At 37.7% G+C, this 18,079-nt stretch carries 17 protein-coding genes; 12 read left to right on the forward strand and 5 right to left on the reverse strand.

Going from position 1 to position 18,079, the window contains the following annotated elements; all coding sequences use genetic code 11:
• The 3 genes from MOK21_RS23290 to MOK21_RS23300 form a co-directional block, all read left to right on the forward strand.
• Positions 1 to 206 (forward strand): hypothetical protein (locus tag MOK21_RS23290; RefSeq protein ID WP_249076326.1); only part of this gene is annotated, 206 nt, incomplete at its 5' end.
• Positions 207 to 337: 131 nt separating this feature from the next.
• Positions 338 to 925, forward strand: coding sequence for a peptidylprolyl isomerase (locus MOK21_RS23295; RefSeq protein ID WP_283164896.1), 588 nt, complete (start codon positions 338 to 340; stop codon positions 923 to 925).
• 22 nt (positions 926 to 947) lie between these two features.
• Positions 948 to 1,160: a hypothetical protein gene (locus MOK21_RS23300; RefSeq protein WP_249076328.1), complete on the forward strand. Its 213-nt coding sequence runs from the start codon at positions 948 to 950 to the stop codon at positions 1,158 to 1,160.
• Between the two features lie 311 nt (positions 1,161 to 1,471).
• On the opposite strand, the gene MOK21_RS23305 is transcribed toward MOK21_RS23300, so the two are convergent.
• Entirely contained in the window at positions 1,472 to 2,644 is a 1,173-nt protein-coding gene (locus MOK21_RS23305) for a MalY/PatB family protein (protein WP_249076329.1), read from the reverse strand.
• 72 nt (positions 2,645 to 2,716) lie between these two features.
• Here MOK21_RS23305 and MOK21_RS23310 point away from each other — a divergent pair, with 72 nt between their 5' ends.
• Positions 2,717 to 2,977, forward strand: coding sequence for a DUF1871 family protein (locus MOK21_RS23310; protein ID WP_132361698.1), 261 nt, complete (start codon positions 2,717 to 2,719; stop codon positions 2,975 to 2,977).
• A 119-nt stretch (positions 2,978 to 3,096) separates the two neighbouring features.
• Here the strand turns inward: MOK21_RS23310 and MOK21_RS23315 are convergent, their stop codons facing one another.
• Positions 3,097 to 4,437: a sodium-dependent transporter gene (locus MOK21_RS23315; RefSeq protein ID WP_249076331.1), complete on the reverse strand. Its 1,341-nt coding sequence runs from the start codon at positions 4,435 to 4,437 to the stop codon at positions 3,097 to 3,099.
• 227 nt (positions 4,438 to 4,664) lie between these two features.
• On the opposite strand from MOK21_RS23315, the gene MOK21_RS23320 reads away from it, so the two are divergent.
• From MOK21_RS23320 to yugI, 3 genes are all read left to right on the forward strand, one after another.
• On the forward strand, positions 4,665 to 5,213 hold the full coding sequence (locus MOK21_RS23320; RefSeq protein WP_249076332.1) for an RNA polymerase sigma factor: 549 nt from the start codon (positions 4,665 to 4,667) through the stop codon (positions 5,211 to 5,213).
• Entirely contained in the window at positions 5,206 to 6,846 is a 1,641-nt protein-coding gene (locus tag MOK21_RS23325) for a hypothetical protein (RefSeq protein WP_249076333.1), read from the forward strand. Before MOK21_RS23320 ends, MOK21_RS23325 begins: the two co-directional genes overlap by 8 nt.
• Before the next feature lie 85 nt (positions 6,847 to 6,931).
• Positions 6,932 to 7,309: a S1 domain-containing post-transcriptional regulator GSP13 gene (gene yugI, locus MOK21_RS23330; RefSeq protein ID WP_249076334.1), complete on the forward strand. Its 378-nt coding sequence runs from the start codon at positions 6,932 to 6,934 to the stop codon at positions 7,307 to 7,309.
• Between the two features lie 221 nt (positions 7,310 to 7,530).
• On the opposite strand, the gene MOK21_RS23335 is transcribed toward yugI, so the two are convergent.
• Positions 7,531 to 8,838: an AAA-type ATPase lid domain-containing protein gene (locus tag MOK21_RS23335; RefSeq protein ID WP_249076335.1), complete on the reverse strand. Its 1,308-nt coding sequence runs from the start codon at positions 8,836 to 8,838 to the stop codon at positions 7,531 to 7,533.
• 146 nt (positions 8,839 to 8,984) lie between these two features.
• Here MOK21_RS23335 and pruA point away from each other — a divergent pair, with 146 nt between their 5' ends.
• The 4 genes from pruA (at position 8,985) to MOK21_RS23355 (ending at position 14,787) form a co-directional block, all read left to right on the forward strand.
• Complete coding sequence (gene pruA / locus MOK21_RS23340) at positions 8,985 to 10,529, forward strand: L-glutamate gamma-semialdehyde dehydrogenase (protein ID WP_249076336.1); 1,545 nt, start codon at positions 8,985 to 8,987, stop codon at positions 10,527 to 10,529.
• A 309-nt stretch (positions 10,530 to 10,838) separates the two neighbouring features.
• On the forward strand, positions 10,839 to 12,032 hold the full coding sequence (locus tag MOK21_RS23345) for an ornithine--oxo-acid transaminase (protein ID WP_249076337.1): 1,194 nt from the start codon (positions 10,839 to 10,841) through the stop codon (positions 12,030 to 12,032).
• 82 nt (positions 12,033 to 12,114) lie between these two features.
• A complete protein-coding gene (locus MOK21_RS23350; RefSeq protein ID WP_249076338.1) occupies positions 12,115 to 13,359 on the forward strand; it encodes a Glu/Leu/Phe/Val family dehydrogenase in 1,245 nt (414 codons plus the stop codon).
• A 264-nt stretch (positions 13,360 to 13,623) separates the two neighbouring features.
• Positions 13,624 to 14,787 (forward strand): iron-containing alcohol dehydrogenase, encoded by a 1,164-nt coding sequence (locus MOK21_RS23355; protein ID WP_249076339.1) that lies wholly within the window; start codon positions 13,624 to 13,626, stop codon positions 14,785 to 14,787.
• A gap of 90 nt (positions 14,788 to 14,877) precedes the next feature.
• On the opposite strand, the gene MOK21_RS23360 is transcribed toward MOK21_RS23355, so the two are convergent.
• Both MOK21_RS23360 and MOK21_RS23365 read right to left on the reverse strand, forming a co-directional pair.
• Positions 14,878 to 15,873, reverse strand: a complete 996-nt coding sequence (locus MOK21_RS23360; RefSeq protein WP_249076340.1) for a cation diffusion facilitator family transporter — start codon at positions 15,871 to 15,873, stop codon at positions 14,878 to 14,880.
• Between the two features lie 15 nt (positions 15,874 to 15,888).
• Complete coding sequence (locus MOK21_RS23365; protein WP_249076341.1) at positions 15,889 to 16,605, reverse strand: MgtC/SapB family protein; 717 nt, start codon at positions 16,603 to 16,605, stop codon at positions 15,889 to 15,891.
• A 253-nt stretch (positions 16,606 to 16,858) separates the two neighbouring features.
• On the opposite strand from MOK21_RS23365, the gene MOK21_RS23370 reads away from it, so the two are divergent.
• Positions 16,859 to 17,758: a DMT family transporter gene (locus tag MOK21_RS23370; RefSeq protein WP_249076342.1), complete on the forward strand. Its 900-nt coding sequence runs from the start codon at positions 16,859 to 16,861 to the stop codon at positions 17,756 to 17,758.
• Positions 17,759 to 18,079: the final 321 nt, after the last annotated feature.

The following is an 18,079-nucleotide window of genomic DNA, read 5'->3' on the forward strand; positions in this document are numbered from 1 at the left end:
GAGCAACGCGAGTGAAGCGGCTCATCGGACGCCCCCAGGAAGCTCTGCTCTGCGCGAAAGCGAAGCGTCAGCGGCAATGTTTTATCTGTGCGAAAGCGAAGCGACAGCAACAAATGTTTTCTGTAGCGAAAGCAAAGCGGCAGCTACAAAGCGCCCAGTCGGAACGGAAATCAACCCCACGTTATGGTGATAAGCTAAAAAAATAAAAGTGCAAAAAATCGTCAATACTTTGGTGAAGAAAACCAGTAAGAAGTATGTTAGACTAAAATGAGGTCGGAAATGATATTACTATCATTTTCATTGAAACTGAAATTTTACATTTAAAGGAGAGACTTCAATGTTTCCACAATTAACAACAGAAGTACTAGAAGGCGAAGTACTTGTAGAAATGAAAACAACATTAGGTGCCATCAAAATTAAATTATTCCCAGAGCATGCACCAAAAACTGTTGAAAACTTCTTAGGTCATGCAAAATCTGGATACTATGACGGCATCATTTTCCACCGTGTAATCCAAGACTTTATGATTCAAGGTGGGGACCCAACTGGTACAGGTATGGGCGGTGAATCAATTTGGGGTAACTCTTTCGAGGATGAGTTCTCTGATAAAGTATTTAATCTTCGCGGTGCTCTTTCAATGGCAAATGCGGGTCCAAACACAAATGGTTCACAATTCTTTATCGTACAAATGAAGCACCTTCCAAGTGATATGCTTCGTCAATTACAAGGTGCTGGCTTCCCTGAAGAAATTATTGAAGCCTATGCTAAAAATGGCGGTACTCCTTGGTTAGACCATAAACATACAGTATTTGGTCATGTTGTTGAAGGAATGGACATCGTCGACAAAATTGCAGATGTAGAAAAAGACATGCGTGATAAACCACTAGAAGATGTGAAAATCGAGTCAATTACAGTTTTTGAATAATAATTGTAAGGACGTGTAAAACATGAAACATTTAATGTATCAATTTTTATATTTCCCTGAAGATAAATCAGGCTATATTCCTGCAGCGTTTGAATTTTTGTTAATGCTTATTTTATGTATTGTTGTGTTTACCGTTTTCCGTAAGATTTCTAAGAAACAAGAAATGAAATCAAAGGAAATTGAAGCACGTATTCTTTCAGAGAAAAATAATACAAACAATCAGCAAAATATTTAACTTCTTTCAGCTTGATGTTCTAAAGCCTACTGAAATTAGAGGAACTCGCCACGTCCTAAGTTCGCGACTGAGTGACCAACGTCATGCCGCTTTCGCGCAAAAAACATCTAGTGGCCCAAAGCTTCCGGACGCAATTATCCCGAGGCGTAATTGATTGTACCCGATGCCCCGTAGCCGTTAAGGACTGAGGGGCATCATACTTTTTCATGACTCCTATGCCAAAATTATTTGTCACCATGTGACATTTTTCTAAACAAAAAAAGGATACCTCAGAAAAATTTGAGGTATCCTTCACTATTTACTTCTACTTCCTATCGTTGAAGTGCTTGCTTAAAGCGCTGAACACCGTCTTTCACTGTTTCAAGTGAGCAAGCAACATTCATACGCAGGAAGCCACGTCCTTCTTCGCCATATTTTGATCCTGGCTCTAATGCTAGCTTGCCGTCTTCTAGCAAGCGGTTCATGATTTCTTTTTCATCAAGCCCTAATTCCCGATAATCAATCCAAAGCAAATAAGAGCCTTGGGGTTTTGGAATACGGATACCAGGTAATTGTTCTAATTCAGCAATCACATAGTCCATATTGTTTGAAAGATAAGTGAGCATTTCATCTAACCATGGAGCCCCTTCAGTATAAGCAGCCTGAAGTGCAACAGAAGCAAAGGTATTTAATGAGCCTTGTCCACTAGCCATATGAACAGCTTCTAGCAACATACGCTTTTTTTCATCCGACACAATCATATAGGCAACCTGAATACCTGCAAGATTAAATGTTTTTGTCGGTGCCATACATGTAATAATACGATCCATTTCATCACCAGCGATTTTTGCTAATGGAGTATGTTTTGATCCATCTACCATTAAATCAGAATGAATTTCATCGGAAATAATAACTACATCATATTTTGCGCATAGTCGTACGATTTCCTTTAATGTAGCTTCATCCCATACATAGCCTCCAGGGTTATGTGGATTACATAATATATAGGCTTTCACATTTTGAGAAAGTGCTCGTTCAAAGGCCTCAAAGTCATAGACAAAAGTTCCATCTTTTTCTACTAAGGGACAACTAACAATCTCTCGGCCATTACTTTTTGGGATGTTATAAAATGGTGGGTAGACAGGTGAGGAAATAAGCACTTTATCTCCTGGATTTGTCAGTGCCTTCATACAATCCGCTAAAGCAGCAACGACACCGTTACAGAAAACAATCGATTCTTTGTCAATGTGCCAATCATGATGAGCGTTCTGCCAATCTACGATCGCCTGCATAGCTGCATCACTAACAAAGCTATAGCCAAAAACAGTCTTTTCAGCATGCTCTTGTAGCGCTTTTGATACGGCTAGTGGAGCAGCGAAATCCATATCGGCTACCCACATTGGTAGTATGTCTGAAGCATCTTGTAGCCCGTAGACGTTTTCCATTGCGTCCCATTTTACAGAGTTTGTACAACGACGTTTAATAGTTTGATCGAAAATAGACAAGCAAATCACTCTTTTCTTTTTTATTTACTATGGTATCATACGAGTATGATAAAAGGATAATAGGTGAGTATTTTGGAAAATATAAAAATGAATCAAGCAGCCGTACGTCTGCTAGAGGAGTGGGATCCATTCCACTTAGGTCCAGATCATTATGATACTGAAACCGCAGATGTTGTAGCAGCATTGCAAGGTATTGATGATCCATCTACTCTTGCAAAGGTTATTCAAGAAACATATGAGCATTCGTTTGAAGAATGGATTCCATTTGAAGATTGTGTAGCCATTTCTTACAAACTTATTGCGATAAAATTCGAAGCAAAATGCATTATTTAACTTCTTTTAGGGAGTGTTCAAACATCCTTGAAAGGGGTTATGAGTGATGCTTTTGTTTTTCTATAGAAAACGAGGTTGTCTTTTTCAATATTGAGACAACCTCGTTTTTTAACGGTCTTTTATTTAAACAACGGTAAAATCCCTTGGATGAAAATAATTAGGATCGCAATCGGAGAAACATAACGAATTAACATATACCAAATATTGAACATCAGACTAGAAGAGGCAAGCTCTTTGCGGGAAATGTTTTTTGTATAATAATAGCCTGCGAAAATAGAAATCAGTAAGGCCCCAATTGGCATACCAATACTATTTGTCAAAAAGTCTACAAAGTCGAAAATAGAGCGATCTAAAATTTTTACATCAGATAGGATGCCGTATGATAGTGCACTAGGGATACCGACGATAAAAATAATCATACCGCCAATCCAAGCAGCTTTTTTTCGCTTTTCAGGCTTATCTCCAATTGCGATAGCCACGACAATTTCTAACATGGAAATGGAAGAAGTAACTGTTGCAAATAGTAATAATACGAAGAAAATCATTAAGAACAGTCCACCGAGAGGTAATTGCTCAAAAACAGCAGGTAAAATAATAAATACGAGGCCAGGACCTTGGTCGGGTGTATAGCCAAGTGCGAACACTGCAGGAAAAATTACTAGACCTGCAAGTAAGGAAATAATGATATTCATCGATGCCACATTGATGGCTGAATTTCCGATCTTCTCTGATTTCGGTAAATAGGAAGCGTATGTAATCATTACCGCGATCCCGACGCTTAACGAGAAGAATGCTTGTCCAAGCGCATTTAAAAATGTCTTTGCATTTAAATAGGACCAATCAGGGACGAACATAAATTTTATGCCTTCCATTGCACCGTCCAATGTTACAGATCGTATCACTAATACGATGAAGAAGATGAATAATAGAGGCATCATCCATGTACTAGCTTTTTCAATCCCACCTTTAACACCTGCTGATACAATCACTACCGTTAACAACATAAATAACCCTTGAACAAGCAGAGCTTCAAATGGGCTTGAAATGATGTTGCTAAATAAATCCGCATAATTAGCATTTGAGCCAGAACCATTGAGATGGAATGTTAGGGCTCGGCCCAAGTAGCTTAAAATCCAACCACCAACAACACTGTAGAACGAAAGTATTAAACCTGCAATTATCATGCCGCCCCATCCTATAAAGTACCAAGGCTTTCCTGGCGCTTGTTCCTTGAATGAAGTGACAGCATCCTTTTGCCCACGACGACCAATCATAAATTCTGCAATTAACACCGGTAAACCGATGAAAAATGTACATAGGATGAATAGTAAAATAAAGACACTTCCGCCGTTAGTACCCGCCATGTAAGGAAACTTCCAAATAGCTCCTAACCCTATAGCACTTCCAGCGGCAGCTAAAATAAATCCAATCTTAGTTGTAAATTGATCTCTCGAAGACACGAAAATAAATCCTCCTTATGCTAAAGCTTTATTTTACCGCAAAATTCTCGTAACACAAGCTAAATTAAGTTCGTCCATCATGCAGAGGTAGGACTAATAGCGAAATATATAATTGAACCGACGAAGTGGCAAATCTCACTAGCTAAAGTACATGAATTTTTAATAATAAGTAAAATATGTAACAATTGGAAAGGATGATTCGTTACATATGCAAAGGGGGGATGACTGTGACAGAAACTGAATTAATAGAACGGGCTCAGCAAGGAGACAAAGATGCCTATATAGAGCTGATCCGAATACACCAACGAACAGTTGAAAAATTTGCCTTTCAATGTGGTGTTCATAGTAATGATTTAGCAGATGTTTCACAGGAGGTGTTTGTGAAACTCTATCGTTTTTTACATCAATTTAAGCAGGATCGTTTTACGACTTGGCTCTATAAGATCACATTGAATGCAACGCGTGATTATTATCGCAAAGAACAGCGGGAGCAAGTTAAAGAAGGAAGGTTAAGTGCTCAGCAACAAACGCCCTCATCTTCGGCAGAAAAGTATGTCCTTAATTTTGAGGAGGATAGACTTTTACATAATGCAATTAAAGAACTTGATGAAAAATATCGTTATCCTCTTATATTATTTTACTTCCATGAATTAAAGTACGAGGAGATAGCCGAAGTACTAAATATTTCGTTATCCACTGTCAAAGTTCGTCTATTACGTGCAAAGGAAAAGCTCAAATCGGTGTTAATAAAGGAGGGGAGTGTTGAAAATGGATGATCAACAATTTGAAAAGCGTATGGAGCTTCTAAAAAAATCCTATGATCGCATGGAGCCACAGTTAAATCCAGAAACCGTTTTCGCACAAATCGAGGCAGAAGATGCAACACAACAAGCACAAGAAACTGTAACGACTCAAAAGCCTCCCTCAAAATGGCAAAAGCCAGCCGTCTGGATTGCATGTATTGCAAGTGTACTTTTAGTAGGTGTTCTTGTTTCGTCGTATGTGATTAATCCATCGACAGTTGTTCAAACAGCTGAAAAAAACCAAGAAATTAAATATGACGAATGGGTTTCAAACTTTACAAAAAAATATCAAGAAAAACGTGAGAAAATGCGTAAAGAGCTCGACATTCCTGAGAAGGAGTTTAGTGAAATCGTTCAAAGTACAGATAACGAAGTGTACGCATTACCTAAAAGAAAAGAGTTGTTTCAAGATATACAGAACAGTAATAATGACTTTTTAAAAAGTTTAGAAAAAGAAACATTGGATAAACTACGAACGCCACGAGAGTTCATACAACTTCTAGAAACTTACGGAGATCATATGTCATTTGAAGAATCTTATTACTTTTATAGTGGATATTCTCTCTCAACATTAGAGTTAGCAAGCTATTATTCTAGTAAGCTTGCTAAGTTTGAAAAAGTATTAGCTCAAAAACCCAAAAGCCTTCCTCCAGACTTAGATAAATTAATGGCTACAGCTAAAAGTCAATATTTTGAATTACAATATAATGGACAGAGCTTTAGTTTTCGACCCAATCCTGTATTCGGGGAAGACGCGCCTGACTATATTGACCGCCTTCACCCAAATGTATTAGGCTATTTTAAATACTTGGCTACAGGCTCATTGCTTGTTGGTGGAGATTTACTCTATTCTGTAGAGGATTCTGCAACTATTCTACGTCTCTATGAAAAAACACTTATAGCGGATAATCCTTCTGAGTATGGTGGTTTTAACGTAATAAAGGGAGAGTTTGAAAATACGTGGCTTGCTATTTTTAAAGGATCTGACACCAACCCAATTCGTACAAAAACGGGACAATTCAAACCTGAATATATAGAGTTGTTAACGAAAATTTCGAATGGTGGATATGGTGAAGCTGTGCGCGAAACAGCCCAATTAATACTAGGTGAAATAAAGTTAAACGGACACTCCAAAACGCTAGAACAGTTAACGACAGACGATATTTGGATGGGAATATTACTTTTACGAGAAGATACATTTATGCAGACAGAGGATGGAACAACTAGTATAGAGATTAATGAAGGTTGGATTGAGCAAACTAAATCTCTTTACGACGCGTATGTTAAAACGAAGAATGATGCTATGATCGAGACATTAAATCCGATTAATATCGTTAGTTTATTTTTATATGCTCATGGTATTGGTGATCGTGATATCGCTCAGAAACTTTTAACTGATGACTTGGATATAAATACAGTTGTTCAATTTGCTGGGATGGGAGATTTTAAAGCTCTTCATGAAATGGGAGGTTCGTCGCTTAATATAAGAGCAACTGTAAAAAGTGAGGAGCAGGGGGTAATTGGACAGCAATTATCCTTTAAACTAACTACTGTAAAAACAGAAAATGGTGAACAACATTACCTAATAAGTGCGATTAACGAATAAGGAGATTTTTTGCCCCACTAATACACGTATGTTATAATTTGTGGTGATATATACGTAGCAAACAAAAAGAAAGTGGGCAAAGTTTATGGGAAAAAAATATGAATTAGGGGACGTGTTGACCGGAAAAGTTACAGGTATACAGCCGTATGGTGCATTTGTTGCGCTTGATGAAGATACACAAGGCCTTGTGCATATTTCCGAAATTACGTACGGCTTTGTAAAAGACGTTAGTGAATTTTTGTCAGTTGGGCAAGAGGTAGAAGTGAAGATACTTGAAATCGATGAAGATGCCGAAAAAATTAGTTTATCGATTCGTGCTTTGCAGGAACGCCCAGCTACATTGCGTAAAAAAGATGTACTACCACGTAAATCATTGCAGGACCGTGTAGATGAATCGGATGCGAATGGTTTTAATTCCCTAAAAGATAAATTACAGGACTGGATCGAGCAGTCAGGGCAATAAAGTCAAACTTTAATCAGTGGGGGCTTTATCTCCCCCCTGATTATTAGTCTTCACCAATCGGACTTTTCCAGTACTTAACTACTTTTTAGGTGGGAGTCTTGTACCTGACGTTCCGCTTTCGGTACAGATAAATGATTGCCTGATATTGAGGGATAAAAAACGAGGATGCTTTCAAATGTGAAAGTATCCTCGTTTTTTTGTATTAAATTTTAGCTAGAAAGTTATTGGTTTTTTATTTTTCGAATTCGATACTGTAGGTTTTGACGACTCATGCCAAGTGCATTAGCGGCCTTTGTAATATTGCCTTCATATAAATTTAAGACGTTTTGCACATAATATGATTCGGCTTCACGTAAATAAGCATCGAGCGGCATAACATCATTCTGTTGCTGGAACATAAAGAATTCCGGTTCGTGGTTGGATGTGTCTTGCTGTTGTACCTTGAAACGGAAATGCATTGGTAGTAAATCTGAGGTAACTGTTGATTCAATGGTCATAAACGACACAATTTCATCAAGTAATAGCTCAAGCTCCTTTAAGTTTCCTGGCCAATCATATTGCAAAAATAGATCCTGTACATCAGGTGCTAGTTCTGCAACATTTGAAGCAAAACGTTCTCGATGGCGACCAAAGTAATCATCTACGAATGGAAGAATATCTTCTTTTCGATCTGTTAGATTTGGAATGGTAATCGCCATTGTAGCAAAGAAATAATACAGTGATTTTGAAAGTTTCTTTTCCTCGATCAATGTAATAGGATCGCTTCCTACACTCCCGATGAGCATGTATTTAGACTGTGGAAGAGCTTGTAATACCTCTAAAAGTTGCTCTTGAATGTCTAGACTTAAAAAATCAATACGTTCAAAGAAAAAAGTGTATGCCTTGTCATCCTGTAAGTGCTCCTGTAATTTATCTAAAACCGATGGAGCAGAGCGACGGCTCACTAGCGTAACAAAAGCTTCTGGATCAGTCGATACTGCATGATGCATCCCCTCTGCGACTAAATCCTTCCCTGTACCCGATTCACCAATTAATAATATTGGTAACTTCACAGCTGCTGCTTTTTTGGCATTTGCGAGTACTTGTTGCATCGATTCGGAAACAGCTGTAATCATATCGAATGTTAAAGGTTCATCATATCGACGAAGGGGCTGATAAACTAGTTTTTCGAGTGATGTAATGTCCCGAGCAAATTCGATAGCCCCAATAAGTTTACCTTCAACATAAAGTGGAAAAGTATCATTAATAGTTGTAATTTCATGACCATTTTTATTCCAATATGTTTGTTTTACATTAATCTCCTTTTTGCCCGTTTGTAATACTCGCATTAAAGTACTTTCATGCTGGCGGAAGGAAAACATTTCAATAATAGAGCGATCTGCTAATTCATCAAAATGAAACCCTTCAATTTCTTTCATCTTCGTATTATAAATAATTGTTTTGCCAGAAAGATCTACAGCATGAATACCAACAGTTACATTTGTTGCAATAAACTCATAAAAAGGGAGTAAGGGTTCGGAATTTTTCATAAAATTTGCTCCTCAAAGAATTTTTTACTTGAAATATGCAACGAAATTTTGCATTATAATAAGTGTAAGAATATTCTAAACGCAAAGATATTTTGCGTCAATGTTTTTTGCGCACTTAAAACACATCTCACGAGGGAGGATATAGTATGATTTCATACAAACACGAACCATTCACAGATTTTACTCAAGAGGCAAATTACAACGCATATTTAGAAGCATTAAATAAAGTAGAAAGTTATTTAGGTCAAGACTACCCACTGATTATCGGTGGAGAACGTATTACTACAGAAGATAAAATCGTTTCATATAATCCAGCAAAGAAAACAGAAGTAATTGGTCGCGTATCAAAAGCAAACAAAGAGCTAGCTGAAAAAGCAATGCAAGCTGCAGATGAAACATTCAAAACTTGGAAAAAAGTAGATCCAGCTATTCGAGCAGACGTATTATTCAAAGCAGCGGCAATTATCCGCCGTCGTAAACACGAATTCTCTGCACTTTTAACAAAAGAAGCAGGTAAACCGTGGGCTGAAGCGGATGCAGATACTGCAGAAGCAATTGATTTCTTAGAATACTATGGTCGTCAAATGTTACGTATTAAAGAAGGTCAACCTGTAGAAAGCCGTCCTGGTGAATATAATCGTTATGACTATATCCCACTAGGTATTGGTATTGTTATTTCACCATGGAACTTCCCATTCGCGATTATGGCAGGGACAACGGTTGCAGCTTTAGTAACAGGTAACACTGTATTATTAAAACCAGCTTCAACAACACCTGTAGTTGCTTATAAATTTATCGAAGTGTTAGAGCAAGCGGGTCTTCCAGCAGGTGCTGTGAACTTCGTACCAGGTTCAGGCGCAGAAGTAGGTGACTACTTAGTTGATCATCCAAAAACACGCTTCATCAGCTTCACTGGTTCTCGAGATGTAGGTCTACGTATTAACCAACGTGCATCAGTATTAAATGATGGTCAAATTTGGATTAAACGTGTTATCGCTGAAATGGGCGGTAAAGATACAATCGTTGTCGATAAAGAAGCAGATTTAGAGCTTGCAGCACAATCAATCGTGAAATCAGCATTCGGCTTCTCAGGTCAAAAATGTTCAGCATGTTCTCGTGCGGTTATCGTAGAGGATGTTTATGACACAGTTGTGAACCGTGTAGTGGAACTGACAAACGCATTAACAATTGGTGATCCAACAGACTTCAGTAACTTCATGGCAACAGTAATTGACCAAGCGGCATTCAACAAAATTACAGAGTACATCGAAATTGGTAAAGGCGAAGGTCGTCTTGTTGCTGGTGGTACAGCGGATGATTCAGTTGGTTACTTCGTTCAACCAACAGTATTTGCAGACGTAGATCCTTCTGCACGTATTATGAAAGAAGAAATTTTTGGACCAGTTGTAGCGATTACAAAAGCGAAAGACTTCGATCAAGCAATTGATATTGCAAACGATACTGAATACGGTTTAACAGGGGCAGTTATTACAAATAATCGTATGAATTTAGAAAAAGCACGTGAAGATTTCCATGTAGGTAACTTATACTTCAACCGTGGCTGTACTGGTGCAATCGTAGGTTACCAACCATTCGGCGGCTTTAATATGTCAGGTACAGATTCAAAAGCAGGTGGCCCTGACTACTTACAACTTCACATGCAAGCAAAAACAACTTCTGAAATGCTATAACTTTATTCGGTTGACTGAAGAAATAATATTTCCGAACGCTATATAAGAGAATCTGCGAGACTCCTCCTGGGAAAGTGAGTCCAGCAAGAACCGCAGACGCTATGTCGAGGTGGCTTACCTAGGAGTAGTACGCAGATTCTCGCTTTTTATAGTCAGAAAATGCTGAATTATCCTATTAGATTTATCTTCTTTCGGCAAAATAACGTAAGTGAAACGGCAGTTACAGAAGTAGATTATGCAAAGATTGATTTATAGAAAAATAGAGTCTTCCAGAGATTTATCATCATGAAAGTAAGGAGAGAATACTATATGACAAAAACAAATCAAGTTATTGAACAAACTCAAAATTTTGGTGCTGCAAACTATCATCCGCTACCAATCGTTATTTCAGAGGCTGAGGGTGCTTGGGTAAAAGATCCAGAAGGTAACAAATACTTAGATATGCTATCAGCTTACTCTGCTGTGAATCAGGGACATCGTCATCCAAAAATTATCGCTGCATTAAAAGAACAAGCTGATAAAGTAACATTAACTTCACGTGCGTTTTATAGCGAAAACCTTGGTGAATGGTATGAGCTAGTTGGGAAATTAACAAATAAACAAATGGTATTACCGATGAATACAGGTGCGGAAGCGGTAGAAACTGCATTTAAAGCAGCTCGCCGTTGGGCTTATGATGTAAAAGGTGTAGAAGATGGCAAGGCTGAAATCATTGCATGTAATGGTAACTTCCATGGTCGTACAATGCTTGCCGTATCTTTATCATCTGACGAAGAATATCGTCGTGGCTTTGGTCCAATGTTACCGAATGTTAAGTTAGTAGATTACGGTAACCTAGAAGCTTTAAAAGCTGCCATTACGCCAAACACAGCAGCGTTTTTAATTGAACCAATTCAAGGTGAAGCGGGTATCGTTATTCCATCTGAAGGCTTCTTAAAAGCTGCTCGCGAGCTATGTCGTGAAAACAATGTTCTATTTATTGCAGATGAAATCCAAGCTGGCTTAGCACGTACAGGTAAAATGTTCGCATGTGATTGGGAAGAAGTAGAGCCTGATATGTACATTTTAGGGAAAGCTTTAGGCGGCGGTGTATTCCCAATTTCTTGTGTAGCTGCAAATCGTGAAATCTTAGGTGTATTCAATCCAGGATCACACGGTTCAACTTTCGGAGGAAATCCGTTAGCATGTGCTGTATCTATTGCTTCAATTAAAGTATTATTAGATGAAAAATTAGCAGAGCGTTCACATCAACTTGGTGAATACTTTAAAGGGAAATTACAAGAAATTAATAACCCAGTTATTAAAGAGGTTCGTGGTCGAGGTTTATTTATCGGTATGGAATTAACTGAGGCAGCACGCCCTTATTGTGAAAAGCTTAAAGAATTAGGCTTATTATGTAAAGAAACACATGATACAGTCATTCGATTTGCGCCACCACTTGTTATTTCACAAGAAGATTTAGATTGGTCAATCGAGCAAATTGAAAAAGTTTTTACACTTTAACAAAATGTTCACATTTTAATTCGGAAGTATGTTACAATGATGCCGATATACTATCATTATAAAAACAAAGAGGCGATTTAATATGTCTGAAAACTTAAATCTATTCACATCAACTCAAGATGTCATTCAAGAGGCTCTAAATAGACTTGGCTATGACGAAGCAATGTATGAATTATTAAAAGAACCGCTTCGCATGCTACAAGTTCGCATTCCAGTGAAAATGGATGATGGTACAACAAAAGTATTTACTGGTTACCGTGCACAACACAATGATGCTGTAGGACCAACTAAAGGTGGGGTACGTTTCCATCCAGCAGTATCTGAGGAAGAAGTTAAAGCGCTTTCAATGTGGATGACATTGAAATGTGGTATCGTGGATCTACCTTATGGCGGTGGTAAAGGCGGTGTCATCTGTGACCCTCGTCAAATGTCTATGGATGAAATCGAACGATTAAGCCGTGGATATGTGCGTGCAGTTAGTCAAATTGTAGGACCAACAAAAGATATTCCTGCTCCAGACGTATTTACGAATGCACAAATTATGGCTTGGATGATGGATGAATACAGCCGTATGGACGAATTCAACTCACCAGGTTTCATCACAGGTAAGCCACTAGTGCTTGGTGGTTCACAAGGCCGTGACCGTGCAACTGCACAAGGTGTAACAATCGTTATCCAAGAAGCAGCGAAAAAACGCGGCATTGATATTAAAGGTGCACGTGTTGTTATTCAAGGCTTTGGTAACGCAGGTAGCTTCCTTGCGAAATTCATGCATGATTTAGGTGCAAAAGTAATCGGTATTTCAGATGCTTATGGTGCACTTCATGATCCTGAAGGTTTAGATATCGACTATTTATTAGATCGTCGTGATAGCTTCGGTACTGTAACAACATTATTTGAAAACACAATTTCAAACAAAGAATTATTAGAACTTGATTGTGATATTCTAGTGCCAGCTGCTATTGAAAACCAAATTACTGCTGACAATGCAAACAACATTAAAGCAAACATTGTAGTAGAAGCAGCAAACGGTCCAACAACTGCAGAAGCAACTAGAATTTTAACTGATCGTGGCATTTTACTTGTACCAGACGTATTAGCATCTGCTGGTGGTGTAACAGTTTCTTACTTCGAATGGGTACAAAATAACCAAGGTTATTACTGGACAGAAGAAGAAGTGGAAGAACGTCTATACAAAAAAATGGTTGATGCATTTGAAAACGTTTATACAACAGCGACAACACGTAACATCAACATGCGTTTAGCAGCTTATATGGTAGGTGTTCGCCGCACTGCAGAAGCTTCACGCTTCCGTGGATGGGTTTAACTTCTTTCGCCTGAAAGAAGGTAAAGTTTCCGGCAGATGTCACGGTTCTTGGTGAAAACATAAAGCTGATTCCGGACTATGCCAGGCATAATCGATTCAATAGATATAACATGTAAAGCGAGTCATTCCTATTAAATGGGGTGACTCGTTTTAATATGTAAAATTAAGGTGTCCTATTCAATAAAGTTTGGCTCTTCGGTAAAACGTTTAGTTGATTTCCGTTTCCTAAATATGAGAAAATCCAACTAGAAAGGGGCGAATTGAATGGATTCGTTTACATTTTATAACCCAGTGAAGTTACACTTTGGTGAAGATGCACTGGAAAAGCTTTCGAATGAGTTATCTTTGCATGGTAAAAAGGTGTTAGTTGTATACGGTGGCGGTAGCATTAAGAAAAATGGTGTATACAATGCTGTTATCGAGAAGTTACAAGATGCGGATAAAACAATATTTGAACTAAGCGGTGTTGAGCCGAATCCACGTGTGGAAACAGCAAGACTTGGTATCGATCTTTGTAAAAAGGAAGGAATTGATCTCGTTCTAGCTGTTGGTGGCGGTTCTGTCATTGATTGTTCTAAGTTAATAGTCGCTGGCGCAAAATATGATGGTGATGCTTGGGATATTGTAAAGCGTAAAGTAGGTGTGCAGCAAGCTTTACCGCTTGGGACGGTATTAACGCTAGCTGCAACAGGTTCTGAAATGAACTCAGGTTCTGTCATTACAAATGCTGCGACAGAAGAAAAACTAAGCTGGGGTAGCCCTGCCGTATTCCCGGAATTCTCGATTTTAAATCCGGCGTATACAGTGACAGTACCAAAAAATCATACAGTTTACGGTATTGTTGATATGATGTCTCATGTAATTGAACAATATTTTCATAGCACAACGAATACACCGATTACAGATGAAATGTGTGAAGGTGTATTACGAACAGTTATTACTACAGCACCTAAATTGATTGAACATTTGGATAATATAAAGTTACGTGAAACCATTCTATTAGCCGGAACAATTGGGTTAAATGGATTCTTATCAATTGGCTCGCGCGGTGATTGGGCGTCACATAATATTGAACACGCTGTTTCAGCAGTATACGATATTCCGCACGCAGGAGGTCTAGCAATATTACAACCACATTGGATGCGCCTGTGTGTTCCCGTAAATCCAGATCGTTTTGCAGGCATTGCAACACGCGTTTTCGGTGTTGACGCTACCGGAAAATCGCCAGAAGAGGTTGCGTTCGAGGGGATTAATCGTTTATCGGCATTTTGGACTTCGCTAGGAGCTCCAAGTCGTCTTGCGGACTATGAAATTGATGATTCAAAATTCCAGCAAATTGTAGAACACGCCATGCAAAATGGACCCTTTGGAAACTTCAAAAAATTACAGGAAGAAGATGTGCGAACGATTTTGCAAAATTCACTTTAAACGTGAACAGAGTCATCGAGTCTTGATATAAAAAATAGCCAACTGCCTGAAATACGGCAATTGGCTATTTTTCTTATTTAGACAATAATGTTATTGTTTGAATTCTGTGTTCTCCGGTCTTTCACCAATATGGACCCAATCTAGCTTTCCATCATCCTCATCAAATAAAATGGCCACCTTTGATACGCCCTTCTGGCATAAGATGACCTCTGTTAAATGGTCACGTACATCATCTAGAAAAGCGAGTGATAGGTTGGGGTCAGCCTCGGCAACTAATTCCACATGTAAAAATTCACCCTCTTTAATGACCTCTAAACGCACAATATCCTTAATGTTTGGGTCATCCATAACAAGATGAGCAATATGATTTAGCATTTCTTCGTCTGTTTCACCAATAACTCCTCGTGCATTATCAAGGAAAACTTTTGCTACTACATAGAACATCATAAAGCCGATAATCATTGAAACAAGTCCTTCAATTCTTGTCCAGCCTGTGAAATATGCGATTAAAATAGCAGCAGAGGCTAAGACATTACCTCCTGTAGCAACTAAGTCTTCCATAAATACTAATTTTGTTGCTGGTTTTGCGCGGTTTAAATAAGGAAAAGCCTTAGGGATAGCTGTTATGATGCTTGCTTTTTCCTGTCCAGCTTCGTGTAGTATTTCAACTGCGGCTTTCGCAAGAACAGACCCTTCTAAAACAATACCGATAAATAATACACCGAGTGCTATGAGCATCCCTTTAGATTCTCCAGCAGGATGCATAAAATGATGCCAGCCTTCTTTAACAGTTTCATAAGAAAGAATTGCCACAATAATAACTGCAAAAAGACAAACTAAATTTACAGTTCGGCCGAATCCTCCGGGAAATTGTTTTGTTGGTGCTTTTTTCGAAAGGGCTGATCCGATATAAACGAATAATTGGTTTGCTGCATCCCCAAGAGAGTGCATCATTTCTGCGAACATAGCAACATTACCTGTAAAGAAGAAGGCAACACCCTTAATAATTCCTAAAAAAGCGTTAACGGCAGCTGCCATCAGGGAAGGTTTGTTTCCATTCTTTAATAGTTTAAAAATTTCTGTCACGAAAGAATCCTCCAACTAGTTTAAAATTTCCATTTCAATTTTTTCTATATAAGGTAGTGCTCGTAACGAACGATAAAATGACAGTAAGTTATCGGAAACTATTAATGATAAACGTAAATCTAATTCGTGAAAAATATGATCATCATTTGGATCATCTTGAATACGTATGTTTTCAATAATAATATTGTTTTCCTTCAAAAATTGTAAAAAGGATTCACTATTTTCATCATCGTTAATCTGAACCTTCAATGATATCTCTCGCATACGAATTCTTTTTGGTCCTATTTTCATTAAAAACGGCGATAAAACCTCAATTCCAAAGACAATGATAATCACAGCTAATGTAGCGTCTATATAGAAGCCTGCACCAACTGCAATTCCTATCCCGGCAGCTCCCCAAATCATTGCTGCGGTTGTTAAACCTGAGATACTATCATTCCCACGTCTTAAAATAACGCCTGCTCCAAGAAATCCAATTCCGCTAACGATTTGGGCAGCCAAACGTAGAGGGTCCATAGTAATGTTAATATCTGACCTTGGGGGTGTTGAGTAGGCGGTTTCAATTGAAATCACAGTTAATAAACAGCTAAAGGTAGCAATAACCAAGCTCGTTTTTAATCCTACAGGTTTCTTTTTTAATTCTCTTTCAATGCCGATTACTAAACTTAATGTGGCCGCAATTACTAATTTTATGCCAACTTCATATGTAATCAAATTTTCAAAGGTTTCCATACGTAACCCTCCAAGATACTTCGTATTGCTAAGAGATATGCAAGGTGTCATTATTATATGTACATTACTTTTTTGTATTGTACATCACGATAGTCAAAAAGTAGAAGTATTTTTATTTTTTTAGTAAATGTTTTCTGTAGGGAAAGCGAAGGAACAACAATACGTTGGCACAAAGCTTCCGGCGGATATTACGGAATTGGCAAGGAATCCTTTGTGTATGAAACGGAGCAAAATTGATTGGAGGTTAGATTAAATGGAGAAACCAAGAATTCATCCATACATTCCTATTTTTATTGGTGTTATTTCTGTATCCCTATCTGCCATATTTGTGAAATTAGCAAGTGCAGAAGCAGGGGTTATTGCGTTTTATCGTATGTTGTTTTCGGTGTTAATAATGGCTCCTCTGTTTTTTTGGAAATACACAAACGAGATAAAAGAATTAAGGACACGTGATTGGCTATTTTCTTCAGTAGCAGGCATATTTTTAGCTTTCCATTTTATTTTGTGGTTTGAATCGCTCAATTACACTTCTGTAGCAAGTTCTACAGTTTTGGTTACACTACAGCCATTGTTTGCATTTGTAGGTACATATTTTTTCTTTAAAGAGACAATTACGATGAAAACCATATTTGCAGGAGCGATTGCTATTGTCGGTAGTATTTTAATTAGTTGGGGAGATTTTAAACTTAGCGGCACTGCATTTTATGGAGACGTGCTTGCTCTTGTTGCATGTGTACTCGTAACAGCTTACTTTTTATTTGGACAAGATGTAAGGAAAAGATTATCTTTAGTGACATATACGATGATTGTTTATACTGTTAGTACAATTACATTATTTATCTATGTTCTTATTAATGGGGAATCGTTCGGTCCTTATTCTACTATGGACTGGATTTGGTTTATTCTATTAGCGATCGTTCCTAATTTATTTGGACATACTCTATTTAATTGGTCTATTAAATACGTTAGTACAAATGTAGTCTCCATTGCGATATTATTTGAACCGATCGGAGCGGCTGTTTTAGCTTTTTTCATTTTTAAAGAGTATTTAATAGCCACGCAAATTATTGGGGGATTAATTGTTATAGTAGGAATTCTCTTGTTTGTAGTCGATGAAAAAAAGATTTTTAAACTTTTTTCGAAAAAAGCTTGATTTTTAAATTGATATATTATATATTATTACTTGTCCTTAACAAGAAGGACGACTTGAAAAAAGATTTTAAAAAAGATTTTAAAAAAGATTTTTAAAAAAGTTGTTGACTTCTTGTTGAATACAAGTTATGATAATAAAGTCGCTGAAAACAAAAGCGAAAACATGAACCTTGAAAACTGAACAAGCAAAACGTAATCAATAAAGTTTTAAGTAGCTAACTTTAAGTTAGTGAACGAAACAAAACTTTGGACATCAAACATGATGCCAGCAAAACAATTTGAGCTAATCAAATTTCTTTTTATGGAGAGTTTGATCCTGGCT

This window comes from Lysinibacillus sp. BPa_S21, assembly GCF_023337795.1.
In the GTDB taxonomy this organism is placed as follows: Bacteria; Bacillota; Bacilli; order Bacillales_A; family Planococcaceae; genus Lysinibacillus.